Origin of the sequence: Paenarthrobacter sp. CC6 (assembly GCF_040560085.1) — a bacterium.
GTDB lineage: Bacteria > Actinomycetota > Actinomycetes > Actinomycetales > Micrococcaceae > Arthrobacter > Arthrobacter nicotinovorans.
The window spans coordinates 36,598-52,269 of the sequence record NZ_JARDAN010000018.1 but is presented as its reverse complement, the minus strand read 5'-3'; the positions used below and the strand labels follow the sequence as shown (position 1 = coordinate 52,269).

The following is a 15,672-nucleotide window of genomic DNA, read 5'->3' as shown; positions in this document are numbered from 1 at the left end:
CGCCTGCAGTGCCTCAACCCCGCCGGAGGCTACTACTCTTGAAGGGTGACTGAGCTAACCGCGAACACCGCACCTTCCACAGTAGATCCCCTCGCCAGCACCGCCCAGAGCGGAGCGGCAAACTATCCCGGGCTGGATGCCTGGCGTGACCTGCCGATTTCGCAGCAGCCAACGTGGTCGGATGCCGATGTCTTCAAGGCCTCGGTCAACGAACTCTCCGTTGTTCCGCCATTGGTCTTTGCCGGAGAAGTGGATGTTCTTCGGGAACGTCTGGCTGCCGCAGCCCAGGGCAAAGCGTTTCTGCTCCAGGGCGGAGACTGCGCAGAAACGTTCGAGGCTGCCACGGCCGACAAGATCAGCGCACGCGTCAAAACCATCCTGCAGATGGCCGTGGTGCTGACCTACGGCGCAGCAATGCCCGTGATCAAGATGGGACGGATGGCCGGCCAGTTCGCCAAGCCGCGTTCGTCCAATGACGAGACCCGCGACGGCGTGACTTTGCCCGCTTACCGCGGGGACATCGTCAACGGCTACGAGTTCACACCTGAGTCCCGCGCACACGATGCCGGCCGCATGTTGAAGGCCTACCACACCTCGGCTTCCACCCTGAACCTGATCCGTGCTTTCACCCAGGGCGGCTTCGCTGATCTGCGCCTGGTGCACCAGTGGAACAAGGGATTCACTGAAAACCCTGCCCATGCACGCTACGAGTCGCTGGCCCGTGACATCGACCGCGCCATTATGTTCATGGATTCCTGCGGGGCAGACTTCGAGGCCCTGAAGCGTGTTGAATTCTTCGCCAGCCATGAAGCATTGCTGCTGGACTATGAGCGTGCCCTCACCCGCATCGACTCCCGTACAGGCCTCCCTTATGACACCTCCGCCCACTTCCTCTGGATCGGGGAGCGGACCAGGGAACTTGACCACGCGCACGTGGACTTCCTGTCGCGTGTCCGGAACCCCATTGGCGTCAAGCTCGGGCCGACCACCAGCGGTGACGACGCCCTGCGCCTCATCGACAAGCTGGACCCGAACCGCGAACCCGGCCGCCTGACGTTCATCACCCGCATGGGCGCGAGGAACATCCGCGAAAAGCTGCCGGCCGTCGTCGAGCGTGTCACGGCATCCGGTGCCCAGGTGCTGTGGGTGACCGATCCGATGCACGGCAACACGGTGACCTCACCCAACGGCTACAAGACCCGCAACTTCGACGACGTCATCGATGAAGTCCGTGGCTTCTTCGAGGTGCACCACTCGCTCGGCACCGTCCCCGGTGGTCTGCACGTTGAAATGACGGGCGATGACGTCGCTGAGTGCTTGGGCGGCGCAGACCCGATCGACCAGGACGCATTCCTGGACCGCTACGAGTCCGTATGCGACCCGCGCCTGAACCACATGCAGTCGCTGGAGATGGCGTTCCTGGTGGCCGGCGCCCTGTCCAAGCGGTAGCTGACAGTCCCTGCTGCCACAGAAGAAGGCGCGGTCCGGATTTCTCCGGGCCGCGCCTTCTTGGGTACTGGGTCGCTGCGTGGCCGGGTTACTACACCACTGTCAGCGTCACGACCGATTCTTCGGGTGCCTCGGTATTGACGGGATTCTGATCCCGTACCGTTCCAAAGAAGCCGCCCAGGATCTTGTTGATCTCTACCTTGAAGCCCAGCTTCTTGAGTTCTTTCTCCGCTTCGGCGGCCTGCTTCCCGATGAAACTCGGTATCTTGACCATCTTTGGTCCCTTCGAGACCGTCAACGTCACCGTCTCACCCTTGACGAGCGTGCCATTGGCGGGCGCCTGCGAGACAACCGAGCCTTTGGGGACGGACTTGTCGTTCACCGTCTCCGGGGCGATCACGGCCTTCAGCCCGGCATCCTGGATGGCCTTGACTGCCGCGTCCTGCGCAAGACCCCGTACATCCGGGACCGGGATTGGCTGGGGACCCTTGGAGACGACCAGGGCAATGGGAGTGCCGTGCCTGACTTCCGTGCCCTTCGCGGGATCCTGGGCGATGACCAGGCCGGCAGGCACTTTGTCATCGAAAGCCTCAGTGACGTTGCCCAGGGCCATCTGGGCTGAATTCAAGGCAGTTTTGGCTTCGTCCAGGGTGCCGCCGGTGAGGTCCTCGAGAGGGAAGAGCTGGGCTCCCTTGGACACGAAAAGGGTGATGGGCTGAAACTTCCGGACTTCGGCACCTGACTCCGGCTTGGTGCCAACAGCGAGGCCGGAGAGGATATCGTCATCGAAAACATCCTGGGGTTCTGACTGGAAGCCGGCAGTGCGAAGCAATTGCTGGGCCTCGGCGACAGTCTTGTTCTTGACGTCCGGAACGGTGCCTGGCGACCCCGGCCCCATGCCGAAGAACCAGCCGGCGCTTGCCGCGAGCAGCGCAAGAATGACGATCACCACGGTCCAGATCAAGCCACGACGGCGTGGATTACCTTCCCGGAGTGGTCGGACCGGGGTTGCCGCCGCACGGGCCTGGTCCTTGGCCTGCTGCCGTTCGATCCGTTTTAGGTCCCTTTTTCCGGGCGGGCGTGACTCCACCTCCGTGGCACCCTTTGGCGACTGGTAGGACGCGCCACCGGCGGCCATGATGGTGGTGGGGTTGCTTTGCCGGGCAATGAATTCCGTTGGTGATGCCGTGGTGGCAATGGCTTCAGTGGCGTTCGTGTCCGGCCCGGAGGCTGCCATGGCTGTGGTGGGAGCGGCAGGGAGGACAGCGGTGGCTGACTGTTGCTTGAGATCCAGCTGTTCGTCGGTGAGCGTCGTTCGGATGTGGCGCAGTTCAGTCAGCAGTGCGGACCCGTCGATGGGCCTGTTCTCTGCGTCAACGGAGGTGCACCATTGCACCAGTTCGTCCAGGTCTTCGGCCAACCCGGGGGCTGCGTCCGACGGGCGGCCGACAGAGGCGTTCACGTGCTGGTAGGCCACATGGATGGGGGAGTCGCCGTTGTACGGTTGCTTGCCGGTCAGCATTTCGTAGAGCATGATTCCGGCCGAGTAGATGTCGCTGCGGGCATCGGCAGGCCGGCCAAGGACAAGCTCCGGAGCCAAGTAGGCCACAGTCCCGATCAGGGCCCCGGTGCTGGTGTTGGCAGAGATGGCCCTGGCCAAACCGAAATCCCCGACCTTGATCCGCCCATCGTCTGCGATCAGGACGTTCTCAGGCTTGATGTCGCGGTGGATCAAGCCTGATGAATGGGCGGCCGCCAGACCTTCGATCACGGGATCGATCAAGGCCAGGGCGAGGCGCGGGGGCAGCGCTCCTTGGGTATTGAGGACATCACGGAGGGTGTGCCCCTTGACGTACTCCATGACCAGGTACGCGATATGGCCGTCTTCGCCTTGATCCAGGACGCCGACTATGTGGGGGTGTGAGAGGCTGGCTGCGGCTTTTGCTTCGCGGCTCAGGCGCTCCAGGAAGGTCTGGTCGTTTGCCAGATGCGGGTGCAGGACCTTGAGGGCCACGTCGCGCTCCAGGCGTCTGTCAGTGGCCAGGTAGACGGTGGACATTCCCCCTTTCGCCAAGCGGGAACGGACCACGTAGCGCCCGTCCACGGTGGTACCGATGAGGTGGTCCTGCGTTGCTTCTTGCACCATACGATCCTAAACGAGACAGGGAAGGGGCCCGAATCCCCGGTGGGATGCGGGCCCCTTCCGAGGGTGCTGCAACAGGCCTAGCCGAACGTGCGCTGACGTGCCTTGATCGATTCGACGTAGCGCTTGGTGTCCTCGTACATACCGTACTTGCTCACCGAATACTGTCCCTGGTAGTAACCGGCAATGGCCGTATCGAGATCCTTGCTGGTGGCCACCAGGACGCGGATGATCGCGACGCCGGCCGTGGCGTTGTCGTAGGGGTCCAGGAGGTTGAGTTTCCGGCCAACCAGGTCAGAGGCCCACTGGCCGGAGGACGGAATGACCTGCATGGTGCCAATGGCGTTGGCCGGGGAAACGGCCCGCTGGTCAAAACCGGATTCCTGCTCTGCGAACGCGAGGGCCAGCGACGGGCTGACGCCCATGCGCCGTGCCGTGTCAGCCACAATGGTTTTCATCTCAGCGCGGCTGGGCACCGGCGAAGCGTTGAGGAGTGCCTTGTTTTCATTCGCGGAGCTGACCACGGCCGGGGGATAGGTGAACCCCAGGAATGTGCTGGGCACCAGCGGTGTGGTCTCTCCGGCAGGCTGCAGGCTGCCGCCGGGGATGGTCAGCTTCTGGCCGGGGTAGATGACCGTGCTGGCGTTCACGTTGTTGGCCGACATGAGTGCGGAGAGCGAAACGCCCAACCGTGAGGCGATGGAGCTGAGGGTGTCGCCGGCCTTGATGGTGTAGGAACCCGTGCTTGCCAGGGGGGCAGGTGCTGGTGCCGGCGCTGGTGCGGGTGCCGGAGTTGCGGCCGCGGACGGCGCCGATCCGCCACTGACCTTGATTTTTTGGCCCGGGTAGATGATGGAGCTGCCATTGAGGTTGTTCCAGCTGAAGATGCTGGACAGCGGAACGCCGTGCTTGGCCGCAATGCCGCCGAGGGTATCGCCGGAGACAACCGTGTAGACGGTGGCGGTGCTCGCGGTGCCGGAGGCAGGCGGGGCGCTGGGCGCCGGGGCCGACGCAGCCGTTCCGGTGAGCTTGATGCTCTGCCCCGGGTAGATCAGCGTGGTGGGGGTCAGGTTATTCAGCTGGAGCACCGCGGACGTGTCGAGGTTGAAACGTCGGGCGATGGCGCTGATGGTGTCGCCTCGAACCACGGTGTAGCTGTCCGGGGTTGCGGGGGCCATCGGGCGGAGCGCCGCGGGAAGCGTGGCGGCCACTGCCTGCGCGGGGATCACCGTACCGGTCGTGACTGCCTGGGCCTTCATGGCGGCAGCGAGCGTGGCCGGTATTTTGCGGGGTTGGGGTGCGGGCGCTGCGATGGACGGTTGGGCCAGCGCAAGCGACGACAAAACCACAGCGGGAAGCGCGGCCGTGGTTGCCGCGATAACGGGCATGCTCATGGTTCGTTTCGGCGAGCGGGGCGTCGTCATGAAGGAGTCCTCATCTCAAACAGCGGGGGTTGATTGTTAACGCTGTTGTCAGTGTTGCCAATGTTACTGATGTTATCAATGGTGCAAGTGTGATCAGTGTGAATCTCTCATACTTATTCCGTGGACACAACAATTCCCGCGGGGGAAGATTCTTGATGCCATTTGTTGGTATGGGAATTGCAGGTAATAAGGGCTTCGACGTGGTCCCTTTCGGGCTCCGGCTAGGCGACGGGTGGGCCGGCATGGCAACCTTGATCCGTGAGTAATGTAGAAAGCCTTGTTTCCGAGTGGTTGCCGCTTCCGGATGTTGCCGGGTTGCTGGAAGTTTCCATCACCAAAGTCCATGGACTTTTGGATGAGCGTGCGCTCGTCGCCGTCAGGCGGGGAGAACGGAATATCCGCTCCGTCCCGGCCTTGTTTATTCAGGATGGCCATGTTGTGGACAGCTTGAAGGGGACCATTGCGGTCCTTAGTGACGCCGGCTACAACGACGAAGAGTTGATCACCTGGCTGTTTACTCCCGATGAATCACTGCGTGGCCGTCCCATTGACGCCTTGCGTGAGGGGCGTAAAACGGAGATCAGGCGCCGCGCCCAGTCCCTGGCCTGGTAATTGCGCCGGTTCACTTCCTAAAGCGGCAACTACTTAAAGCGACGACGACGGCGGTCCCCAAACCGCCGTCGTCGTCTCATGTCCTCTTTGCCTTGCTCCGCGCGGCTGACCTGCACCCGGTGTCAGGCTGCGCGGCTGACGGCCGCTTCGGCCAGTTCTCCCAAAGCCTGCAGCGGGAGTGCATCCAGTGGCAGGCGTTCCAACGCTTCGAATGCGTCAGTGCTCAGCTGCGCGATCAGCGATTCCGTCGCGTCCAGAGCCCCGCAATCAACCATGAGATGGCGGATCCTGGCAACGTCCTCCTCAGCGAGTTCCGGGTTCCCCAGCATGCGGTCAAGGTAATCGGCTTCGGCCGCCGAAGCCTGATTAAGGGCAAAGCCAACCAGCACAGTGCGCTTGCCCTCCCGCAGGTCATCTCCGGCCGGCTTTCCTGTCGTTGCTGGGTCTCCAAAGACCCCAAGAACGTCATCGCGCATTTGGAACGCTTCACCGAGCGGGAGCGAAAAACCGGAGTACCCGGCAAGTAGTTCCGTGGAAGCGCCGGCAAGGGCACCGCCCAATGCCAACGGATGTTCCGTGGAGTACTTGGCCGACTTGTAGCGGATGATGGAGCGGGCCCGGTCCACCGATCCCGCCCTGTCGCGCACGGGGCCGGCCACCTCTTCAAGGATGTCAAGGTATTGACCGGCCATCACCTCTGCCCGCATCACGTTGAAGATGCGGCGGGCAGGGCTCCCTGAAACGGCGCGGGGCCCAATCCCGGTGAAAGCCTCTTCGCTGAAGGAGAGACAGAGGTCACCGGTCAAAATTGCGGCAGCATCTCCAAAATGTTCGCTGTCCAGGGCCCAGCCGTTCGTTTCATGAAGCTGGCTGAACCGTTTGTGCACGCTTGGGCCGCCGCGCCGAGTATCGGAACGGTCGATGATGTCGTCGTGTATCAGTGCCGCAGCCTGGAAAAGTTCCAGGGCACATCCGGCTGTGACAATGTCCGCGTCGCCGGCGGGGCCGCCTGCGCCGCGCCAACCCCAGTAGCACATCAACGCCCTCAGCCGCTTGCCGCCGGTTACCAACGTCGAGATCGACCCGATGAGCGGATCGACGTCGGGTGAAACGGTAGCCATGACGTCGCGCTGTCCCGACAGGAAACCGCTGAGGCTGCCGGCGACGCCTTCAATGTATCGGGCCTGCTCGGACGCGACGGGGGACGTTGACGTCACTTGATGGACCCGGCTGCCACATTGGCGCCGATGGTGAAGGTAGAGACGCCTTCCTTTTGCATGATCGAGACATTCACTGTTTCACCATCACCGCGGACAAAGTCCAGGGAGGTGACGTTGCCCACCGCTTCCGGTCCGGGGACAAGCTTAAAGCCCTGGGCCTCGAGCGAGGACTTGTAGTAGTCCACCACGCCCTGCGGAGGCGCTTTGACGGTCCCTACCAGCGCCACGGTGGCCAGGGAGGCGTTCTTGTCGAAGCTGCTGGACCGTACCGAGGTCTTTGGCATGACGGGAATGAGCTTCTCAGGGAATCCGGGAACAAGCGCATTGACCGTGGCCGTGGCATTGGGGTCGGGTGCGCTGGACTCGGTGAACCCGGTGGTTTCAGGCGAGGGGGTGCTGCTCGCCGAAGACGCTGTCCCGGAGGGTGAGGGCGCCGGCGAAGCTGACGAAGATGAAGCAGCGCCGGTGGATGACGGAGCCGCCGAACCGCTGGGGGACGGCGTGCATGCGGAGACCGCCACTGCGACACTGACTGCGAGCAGGGCAAACCCTCGCGATTGAGGAGTTCCAAAGAGCTTCACAGGGTATCCTTCCTGGGGCTGAGCCGGACTTTGCCTCCAGTTTAGTCAGTGCCCGGGCATAGTATTGCCGTTGTGAGGCAGGAAGCACCCGGCGGCGAGTCAAGCGCTGGACACAGACCGGCCCGCAGCGCTGAAGAAGCCCTGCGGGAATTGAGGCGAACCAGCATCCTGCACGTGGATATGGACGCATTCTTTGTCTCCGTCGAACTCCGCAGCCGTCCCGAACTGCGGGGCAAGCCCGTGATCGTGGGATTCCCCGCGGACAGGTCCGTGGTCCTCTCTGCTTCCTATGAAGCCCGGACCACAGGGGTCAAGTCGGCCATGCCGATGTCCATTGCGATGAGGCGCTGTCCAGCGGCGGTTGTCATCAATCCCCGCCACACTCTGTACTACGAGGTCTCAGCGCAGCTCATGGAGATCTTCGGGTCCATTACGGACCTGGTGGAGCCTTTGAGCGTGGACGAAGCTTTCCTGGACGTTGGCGGGGCCATCCGCCGGCTGGGCACGCCCTTGGAAATTGGCCACCTCATCAGGCGCAGGGTCCAATCAGAGCTTGGCATCACGGCTTCCGTGGGGATTGCCGGCACCAAGTTCGTTGCCAAGATCGCCTCCACCCGGTGCAAACCCGACGGCATTTTGCAGATCGACGCCGAGGACACCCTTTCCTACCTTCACAGCCTTCCTGTCAGTGCCCTCTGGGGTGTGGGTGGCAAGACCGGGGAGGTCCTGGCGCGTATGGGCATCCGAACGGTCGCCGATGTGGCCGCCACACCCTTGTCCTCGCTGAAGAAGGTTCTTGGCGCAAGCGGGGAACATGTGTACAGGCTCTCCATGGGAATTGATCCCCGTCCAGTGACGCCCACCAGGGTTGAGAAGAGCATTGGTGCTGAAGAGACCTTCTCCGTAGACACAGCAGATGAAGAACTGCTGCACAGAGAGTTGTTGAGGTTGTCCCACCGGACGGCCAGCCGTCTCCGGAGTTCCGGAATGCTCGCACGGACGGTCGCCTTGAAGCTCCGGTATGCCGATTTCTCCACGGTGTCCCGGAGCCGCACTGTGCAAACGCCGGTAGACAGTGCCCAGTTGATCTACCAGGTGGCCATGCAGCTGCTCGACTCCTTGGGTCCGCGTTCCATGAGCGTCAGGCTGGTGGGAGTGCGGGCGGAGCAATTGGAACCGGCAGGTCAGACGTCGATGCAATTGAGCCTGGACCGCCGGGATGACAACTGGCGGGCAGCCGAGCAGGCCCTGGACAGGGTTTCCCAGCGATTTGGTTCCAAAACCCTGCTTCCGGCCCGGCTCCTGGAACCCGGTAAACCTGCCTCGGAGGCCTGAACCCTGTGACCTTGGTCCCGCACGGCCCCAGGCGTCTTTCAGAACGGCCCCGGACAAACTATCCTATTTATTACAGAGATTTAGATCGTCTGGACAAACTGTTTCCTGAACAGTCGGCCCTGAGGTATCCGCTGAACAAGAGGGTATTTTGGGAACGAAATTCTTGGTCCGATCGTTGGGGTAAACAGACGCACAGGACGCGTTATGTCCAGACGCTGGCTGACTAAAGGAGGTCGCGATGCCCCTCTCGGAGCACGAACAGAAGCTGCTTGAGCAACTTGAAAAGCAACTTCATGAGGACGATCCGAAGTTTGCCAACACCATGGGTTCGGATCCCATCCGCAGCTGGTCGACCAGGCACGTCATCATTGGCGTCCTTGGGGCAATCGCCGGCATTCTTCTCCTGCTGGTCGGCGTCTCGCTGCAGGCGATACCTGTGGGTGTCCTCGGCTTCATAGTCATGGGTGCTGGCGTGTACTTCGCGACGTTGCGTGGAGCGGCTTTCGGGAAATCCGGTAAGGGAAAGCCCGCCAAGGCCAAGCCCAAGAGCACATTCATGAGCAGCCTCGAAGAGCGCTGGGATGAACGGCGCCGCGACGACCACTGACGGAGGGCGTGTCACTTCTCCGGCAGCAGGCCATCGTGAGTCAGTCGCGCCCCTGAGTCCGCTCGTGGATCAAACACTTCCAAAGCTTTGACAAGGACCCGCCAAGCGGGTCCTTTCGCATTTAAGGGTTGCCACGCCGGGCCCCTCCATTTCCCACCACCAGCTCCACTTTCCTCCCGCCGAAAGCGGTTTTGGGGTGCAAAGCGCTTCCCAGGCGCCTTTCAGCTTGCCGGCGCGGGACTTGGACGTCGGCCGATGCGTCGATACCTCCACTTCACTCCACCCCCGGAAAACCCGCGGCAATTCGGCCCCGAGGAATCTCAAAGTGGTGGAGAAACGCCTACGGGTGCGTTGACTGTGGTGCGTTGTGGAGTAAAGTGGAGCACATAAGAGGGTAGTGGCAGTGTTGGGTATGTACGGGCACCTTGACTGAGGGGCGGTGGGGCCAGTGTTTCTGGGCACTCACTCGCCGCGTCTCGATGAAAAGGGCCGGATCATACTTCCCGCCAAGTTTCGTGAGGAGCTTGCAGAGGGACTGGTCCTCACAAGGGGCCAGGAGCGCTGCATCTACGTCTTCAGCCAGAAGGAATTCGAACGTATCCACGAGTCGATGCGGGAAGCGCCATTGTCTTCCAAGCAGGCACGTGACTACATCCGGGTCTTTCTGTCCGGAGCCTCGGACGAAGTACCTGACAAGCAGGGGCGCGTGACCATTCCACCGGCGCTCCGTGCATACGCAGGCTTGGGAAGGGAGCTGGCAGTGATTGGTGCCGGCACCCGGGCCGAGATCTGGGATGCAGACGCTTGGAACGAGTACCTCAACGAGAAGGAAGCAGCCTTCTCGGAAACGGATGACGACAATCTGCCCGGGTTCATCTAACCGGTCGGTGGAAGCAGTACCGCTTCTTGAATGGGATCTCCAGCCGCCCATCGGACAGTCTTCCTGGCTCAACTTCCCCTGAGCCAGGCCGGCGGACGATAGGCGCGGATGGGGATCCGGTTCAAGAATCACCATGCACGTAACTGAGGAAAGAGGAGGCAGCGTGGAAGAGCAGGACGCGGCAAAGCCCACATCGGAGCGCCACGTGCCCGTCCTGAAAGACCGCTGCATCAACCTGCTCGCTCCCGGCTTCGAAGCTGCCAGGAGCAGGGGAGAGACTCCTGTTGCCATCGATGCGACTCTCGGCATGGGCGGGCACTCCGAAGCGATGCTGCAGCGCTTTCCCGATCTTCACCTCGTTGGCATTGACCGGGACGAAGAAGCACTTTCACTGGCCGGCGCCCGGCTGGAGCCCTTTTCGCAGCGCACTGACCTTGTTCACGCCGTCTATGACGAGATCGAGGACGTGCTGGCTGACCTCGGAATTCCGGAGGTCCACGGCATCCTGATGGACCTGGGAGTTTCCTCGCTGCAGCTGGACGAACGCGAACGTGGATTCGCCTACTCCTATGACGCTCCTCTGGACATGCGCATGGACACGAGCCGCGGGCAGACCGCCGCCGATGTCGTGAACACCTACAGCGAAGAAGATCTTGTCCGCATCATCCGCAAATGGGGCGAGGAGAAGTTCGCCGGACGGATTGCCAACAGGATCGTCAACGCGAGGGCGGAGAAGCCATTTGCCACCACGGGCGAGCTCGTGGAGCAGATTCGCAGCGTGGTTCCTGCCGCCGCAGCGAAAAGCGGGGGACACCCTGCCAAGCGCACCTTCCAGGCTTTGCGCATCGAGGTCAACGAGGAACTCGATGTCCTGGAACGCGCGGTTCCGGCCGCAGTGGCCGCCACGGCGTTGGGTGGCCGCGTGGTGGTGATGTCCTATCACTCGCTGGAAGACAAGATCGTGAAGTCCGTATTCCAGAAGGGCTCGAAATCCTCGGCGCCGCTCGGGTTCCCGGTGGAGCTTGAAGAACACAAAGCTGAATTGAAGACAATCACCAAAGGCACGGAAGTGCCCACAGCGGCAGAAATCGCAGAGAACCCGCGCGCGGCTTCTGCGCGGCTGAGGGCCGTCGAACGCATCAAATCGAGGAGAGACGCATGAGCAACGCCGCAGCGAGGACTTTGCCCTCCGTGGTGGGCAACACTGCCCGCGCGCTTCCAACACCGGCAGGGAAGCCGGATGTCGCCCGCCGGCCGCGCACGCCGCTCTCCGTTGTACGCAGTGCTCCCGGCAGGCGCAGGACCCCCTTCGTGGTTCTGTGCTTCGTGGCCATGGCAGCGGCGCTCCTGACGGTCCTGGTACTGAACATCTCCGTGTCGACGGCGCAGTACCAGCTGGTGCAGCTCAAGGCGCAGGCCGCGACCCTTAACAAGGAAAACCAGGACCTGACACAGAAGAAGCAGAACTTCGAAGCTCCCCAGAATCTGGCCGCCAAGGCTACAGAATTGGGTATGGTTCCTTCCACGGTCAAAGGCCAGATCGACCTGAACACCATGACGGTGACCGGGAAGGCTACTCCCGCAGTCAAGGGCGACAACCCCGGGGCTGTTCTTGCTCCTCCGGCCGTCGGGGGCGTATTGGATGTTGTTCCCTCTGTGACCACCAAGGATCCGTTGGAGAACCTCAAGCCGGTCACCCCCGCGGCGCCGGCAGCGTCGGCCGCGCAGGCAACTGCGCCGGCAGCTCCGGCGTCCCCGGCAGCGAAACCGCCGGTGGATCTTCATGGAGGGTCGGTCCCGGCCCCCCAGCAGAAGACTCCCGGACAGTAGTCCATCCGTCCACTGAACCAAGGCCAGCAGCAAGGAATCAACGTGGCTCAGAACCCCGGCACATCGAAGAAAACGAAGACGCCGGCGGCACGAAGGCGGCTGCGCGTTGGGCTCGGCATCATGCTGACCCTGCTGCTGGTGGTCGGGGGCAAGTTGTTCATGGTCCAGGGCCTGGACATGGGCGGGATGGCCGAGGCTGCCCTTGCCAAGCGCCTGACCCCCCAGGTCCTCCCTGCTGAGCGTGGGCAGATCCTGGACGCGAACGGCACTGTTCTGGCCAGCAGCGTCATCCGGTACAACATCGTCGTCGACCAGACCGTGAATACGAACACCGAGACGTTCCACCGCTACAACGAGAAAACGGAAAAGCTCGACGAAATCACGCGTGACCAGGGCATTGCTGATCTTGCGGCCTTGCTCGGGACCGACGTCGCCAAGGTCCGGGAGTCCCTGACGGGGGATAAGCGCTACTTTGTGGTCGCCAAGGACATCAAGCCTGAGCTGGAGGACCGGATCACCAAGCTCTACATCCCGGGACTCAAAGCTGAAGGCATCAGCAAACGCGTCTACCCGAATGGCAGTGTGGCCGGCGGGGTGGTGGGTTTCCTCAAGGACGGGACCACCGGCCAGGCGGGCATCGAGCAAACCCAGGACGAGATTCTCCGCGGTACTGAAGGCAAGCGCGTCTTCGAGATCGGTGCCGACGGCCTCCGTATTCCCGTGGCCACTGACGAACTGACACCCGCCGTCGACGGCAGTGACGTCAAACTGACCATCAATACCGACATCCAGTACTTCGCTCAACAGGCTATTCAGAGCCAGGTCAACAAAATGAATGCCGAGTGGGGTTCGATCGTCGTGATCGACACGAAGACCGGCAACCTCATCGCCCTGGCCGACACCAATGCCCCGGACCCGAACGATCCAGGCAAAGTCGACGCCAAGGACCGTGGCGTGCGTTCGGTGACTGCCGCCTACGAGCCCGGCTCCGTCCAGAAGATGATCACCGCTGCGGCGGCAATCGAGGAGGGCAAGTCCTTCCCGCTGGACCACTTCACCATTCCGCCCGCATACACCATTGACGGACAGACCTTCACGGACGCTTTCGAGCACGGCACCGAAGAACGCACCCTCGCCGGCATCCTGGGCTGGTCCATGAACACCGGCACCGTGATGGTCGGGAGCCGCCTGAGCAAAGAGCAGCGGTATGACTGGCTGAAGAAGTTCGGCATCGGAGAGCAGACGGACATCGGGCTGCCGGCCGAAGCGACGGGCATCCTCGCCACGCCAGACCAATGGGATGAACGCCAGCAGTACACGGTTCTCTTCGGACAGGGCGTGTCGCAGTCGACGCTGCAGACGGTCCGGGCCTTCCAGAGCATCGCCAACAACGGGGTGATGCTCCAACCCCGGCTGATAGACGGTTACATCGGCCCCGACGGCCAAGAGCAGAAGGCCCCTGCCAAGGATCCGCGCCAAGTGGTCTCGAAGGAGACCGCCCAACAGGTCAGGGACATCCTGGAGAGCGCAGTGACCGAGGGACAGATCAAGGATGCCGCCATCGACGGCTACCGTGTTGGCGCCAAGACCGGTACGTCCCAGGCCCCGCGTGAGGACGGACTGCCGGGCTTCGATGGCTACACTGCCTCGATGGTTGGCATGGCCCCCATGGATGACCCCCGGTTCATCGTGGAGGTGGTCTTGCAGCGCCCCAAGGGAAACATCTATGGAGTCACCAACGGCCCGGTGTTCCGGTCAGTGATGGCACAGGTCCTGAGGACCTACAACGTGGCCCCATCAACCGGGACTCCCGCGCGGCTGCCCCAGTTCGTCAAGTAAGCTTCTTGGGCGTCTGTTTCGGTCACCATTCGATCCACCACTAACGGCCCGGGCGCCGCTGGCCCCCGGCCGGTCGTTCCACGAGCACCAACGGAGAACCACGTGTCAGAGCACAAAGAGGCAGCTTCCAATACCGCGACGCCGGATGCCGGACGGTCAGCTTTCCGTCCCGCATCCGTTGCTGCGGTGCCCCTGGCGGCCATAGCGGGAGCGCTGGGAGTAACGGCCCCTGACGGCAGCCAGGACCTTGGCGTCACCGGCATCACGCTCAATTCCCGTGCCGTTGAACCGGGCGATCTCTACATGGCCTTGCCGGGCGCCACGCGCCATGGTGCCGATTTCGTACCCCAAGCCGTGGAGGCCGGTGCCGTCGCAGTGGTTACGGACGACGCCGGTGCACGCCAGCTTGCGCTGGCAACCGAGCAGCCCGTCCCTGTCCTCATCATTGCGGAGCCGCGGGCCGCCGTCGGGCCTTTGTCCGCGCTGATCTATCGCAGCCAACCGGAGGATGCGGCCTTCCCGTCGCTTTTCGGCGTCACGGGGACCAATGGCAAGACCACCACCACTTACTTCATCAACTCGCTGCTGCGTGCCTTGGGCAAGCAGCCGGGCCTGATCGGGACCATCGAGATAGTGGCCGGGGGAGAACCCATCCCGAGCCTCCTGACCACCCCGGAGTCCCCGGATGTCCACGCACTGCTCGCATTGATGCGGGAGCGGGGCCTGGACGCGGCGTCCATGGAGGTTTCATCACACGCGATCTCCTACCGCCGGGTGGACTCTGTCATGTTCGACGTCGCTGGATTCACCAACCTCACCCAGGACCATCTGGACCTCCACGGCAGCATGGAGGAGTACTTCAACACCAAGGCCGAACTCTTCACCGCCGGACGTGCACGTCAGGCTGTTGTCACGGTCGACGACGGATGGGGCCGCAAGCTTGCCGGCCTGGCGGATATTCCGGTCACCACGCTTTCAGCGGCTTCTTCCAGTGGCGCCCCGGACGCCGACTGGCACGTCGCGTCCATCAACCCGCGCGGGTTGGGTTCGGAATTCGAACTGCACCACACGGACGGCCGGACCTTGCGGGTCCACACCGGCTTGCCGGGCGACTTCAACGTGGCAAACGCGGCGTTGGCTACCGTCATGGTCCTGGCGTCCGGGGTGAATGAATCCGAGCTCCAGGACGCCTTGGATGCCCACGATCCTTTTACGGTTGCTGTTCCCGGGCGCATGCAGCTCGTCTCCACGGAGCCCGCCGCCGTTGTTGATTTTGCCCACAATCCTGATGCCCTGGCCCGTGCACTGATGGCGGTCCGGTCACCGGAGGAAGAGTCGCGCGTCATCGTGGTTTTTGGCGCCACAGGACAACGTGACCAAGGCAAAAGGCCTACCATGGGCGCAATCGCGGCCCGTCTGGCCGACGTCGTGATTATCAGCGATGACGACCCCCACGATGAGGATGCCGCCGCCATCCGCGCTGAGGTGCTGGCGGGCGCCTTTGCTGCGCGGGAGGGAGAGAACCTGGGCAGCGAGATCATCGAGTCCTACCCGAGGGATGCTGCCATCCGCCTCGCCGTTGACCTGGCGACGGCGAAGGACACCATCCTCATCGCAGGACGTGGCCACGAGGTGTGGCAGGAAGTACAAGGCGTAAACCTCGCCCTGGACGACAGGGTCGAGTTGCGAGCTGCCTTGACATCCAAGGGATTCAGCGTTTCATCGGACCAGCGGATAGAGTCCTAAACCGAG

The 15,672-nt window shown here is 62.7% G+C and carries 14 protein-coding genes; 10 read left to right on the top strand and 4 right to left on the bottom strand.

Translation table 11 applies throughout. The annotated features are described in order from the left end of the window. The first annotated feature begins 45 nt into the window (after positions 1-45). Positions 46-1,449, top strand: a complete 1,404-nt coding sequence (locus PV760_RS16800; RefSeq protein WP_039240719.1) for a class II 3-deoxy-7-phosphoheptulonate synthase — start codon at positions 46-48, stop codon at positions 1,447-1,449. 91 nt (positions 1,450-1,540) lie between these two features. Here the strand turns inward: PV760_RS16800 and pknB are convergent, their stop codons facing one another. Further along, positions 1,541-3,595, bottom strand: coding sequence for a Stk1 family PASTA domain-containing Ser/Thr kinase (gene pknB, locus PV760_RS16795; protein ID WP_354628287.1), 2,055 nt, complete (start codon positions 3,593-3,595; stop codon positions 1,541-1,543). 77 nt (positions 3,596-3,672) lie between these two features. Next, positions 3,673-5,016: a LysM peptidoglycan-binding domain-containing protein gene (locus PV760_RS16790; RefSeq protein ID WP_354628286.1), complete on the bottom strand. Its 1,344-nt coding sequence runs from the start codon at positions 5,014-5,016 to the stop codon at positions 3,673-3,675. A gap of 258 nt (positions 5,017-5,274) precedes the next feature. Here PV760_RS16790 and PV760_RS16785 point away from each other — a divergent pair, with 258 nt between their 5' ends. Further along, on the top strand, positions 5,275-5,628 hold the full coding sequence (locus PV760_RS16785) for an Rv2175c family DNA-binding protein (RefSeq protein ID WP_018779279.1): 354 nt from the start codon (positions 5,275-5,277) through the stop codon (positions 5,626-5,628). A 122-nt stretch (positions 5,629-5,750) separates the two neighbouring features. Here PV760_RS16785 and PV760_RS16780 read toward each other — a convergent pair whose 3' ends face one another. Both PV760_RS16780 and PV760_RS16775 read right to left on the bottom strand, forming a co-directional pair. Continuing rightward, positions 5,751-6,845: a polyprenyl synthetase family protein gene (locus PV760_RS16780; protein WP_354628285.1), complete on the bottom strand. Its 1,095-nt coding sequence runs from the start codon at positions 6,843-6,845 to the stop codon at positions 5,751-5,753. Then, positions 6,842-7,132, bottom strand: a complete 291-nt coding sequence (locus PV760_RS16775) for a hypothetical protein (protein ID WP_018779281.1) — start codon at positions 7,130-7,132, stop codon at positions 6,842-6,844. The genes PV760_RS16780 and PV760_RS16775 overlap by 4 nt, the downstream gene beginning before the upstream one ends. Between PV760_RS16775 and PV760_RS16770 the strand changes: the two genes are divergently transcribed. The 8 genes from PV760_RS16770 (at position 7,131) to PV760_RS16735 (ending at position 15,666) form a co-directional block, all read left to right on the top strand. Further along, on the top strand, positions 7,131-7,409 hold the full coding sequence (locus PV760_RS16770; protein WP_306765510.1) for a hypothetical protein: 279 nt from the start codon (positions 7,131-7,133) through the stop codon (positions 7,407-7,409). The genes PV760_RS16775 and PV760_RS16770 overlap by 2 nt on opposite strands. 92 nt (positions 7,410-7,501) lie before the next feature. Continuing rightward, positions 7,502-8,764, top strand: coding sequence for a DNA polymerase IV (gene dinB, locus PV760_RS16765; protein ID WP_275779009.1), 1,263 nt, complete (start codon positions 7,502-7,504; stop codon positions 8,762-8,764). 238 nt (positions 8,765-9,002) lie between these two features. Then, positions 9,003-9,371 carry an SCO2097 family morphological protein gene (locus tag PV760_RS16760; RefSeq protein ID WP_039240730.1) on the top strand — a complete coding sequence of 123 codons (369 nt, stop codon included), beginning with the start codon at positions 9,003-9,005 and terminating at the stop codon, positions 9,369-9,371. A gap of 448 nt (positions 9,372-9,819) precedes the next feature. After that, on the top strand, positions 9,820-10,251 hold the full coding sequence (gene mraZ, locus PV760_RS16755; RefSeq protein WP_018779285.1) for a division/cell wall cluster transcriptional repressor MraZ: 432 nt from the start codon (positions 9,820-9,822) through the stop codon (positions 10,249-10,251). Between the two features lie 163 nt (positions 10,252-10,414). Further along, positions 10,415-11,413, top strand: coding sequence for a 16S rRNA (cytosine(1402)-N(4))-methyltransferase RsmH (gene rsmH, locus PV760_RS16750; protein WP_018779286.1), 999 nt, complete (start codon positions 10,415-10,417; stop codon positions 11,411-11,413). Next, positions 11,410-12,081 (top strand): cell division protein FtsL, encoded by a 672-nt coding sequence (ftsL, locus tag PV760_RS16745; RefSeq protein WP_039240731.1) that lies wholly within the window; start codon positions 11,410-11,412, stop codon positions 12,079-12,081. Before rsmH ends, ftsL begins: the two co-directional genes overlap by 4 nt. 42 nt (positions 12,082-12,123) lie before the next feature. After that, a complete protein-coding gene (locus PV760_RS16740) occupies positions 12,124-13,920 on the top strand; it encodes a peptidoglycan D,D-transpeptidase FtsI family protein (protein ID WP_354628284.1) in 1,797 nt (598 codons plus the stop codon). Positions 13,921-14,022: 102 nt separating this feature from the next. Then, entirely contained in the window at positions 14,023-15,666 is a 1,644-nt protein-coding gene (locus PV760_RS16735) for a UDP-N-acetylmuramoyl-L-alanyl-D-glutamate--2,6-diaminopimelate ligase (protein ID WP_354628283.1), read from the top strand. Positions 15,667-15,672 lie beyond the last annotated feature (6 nt).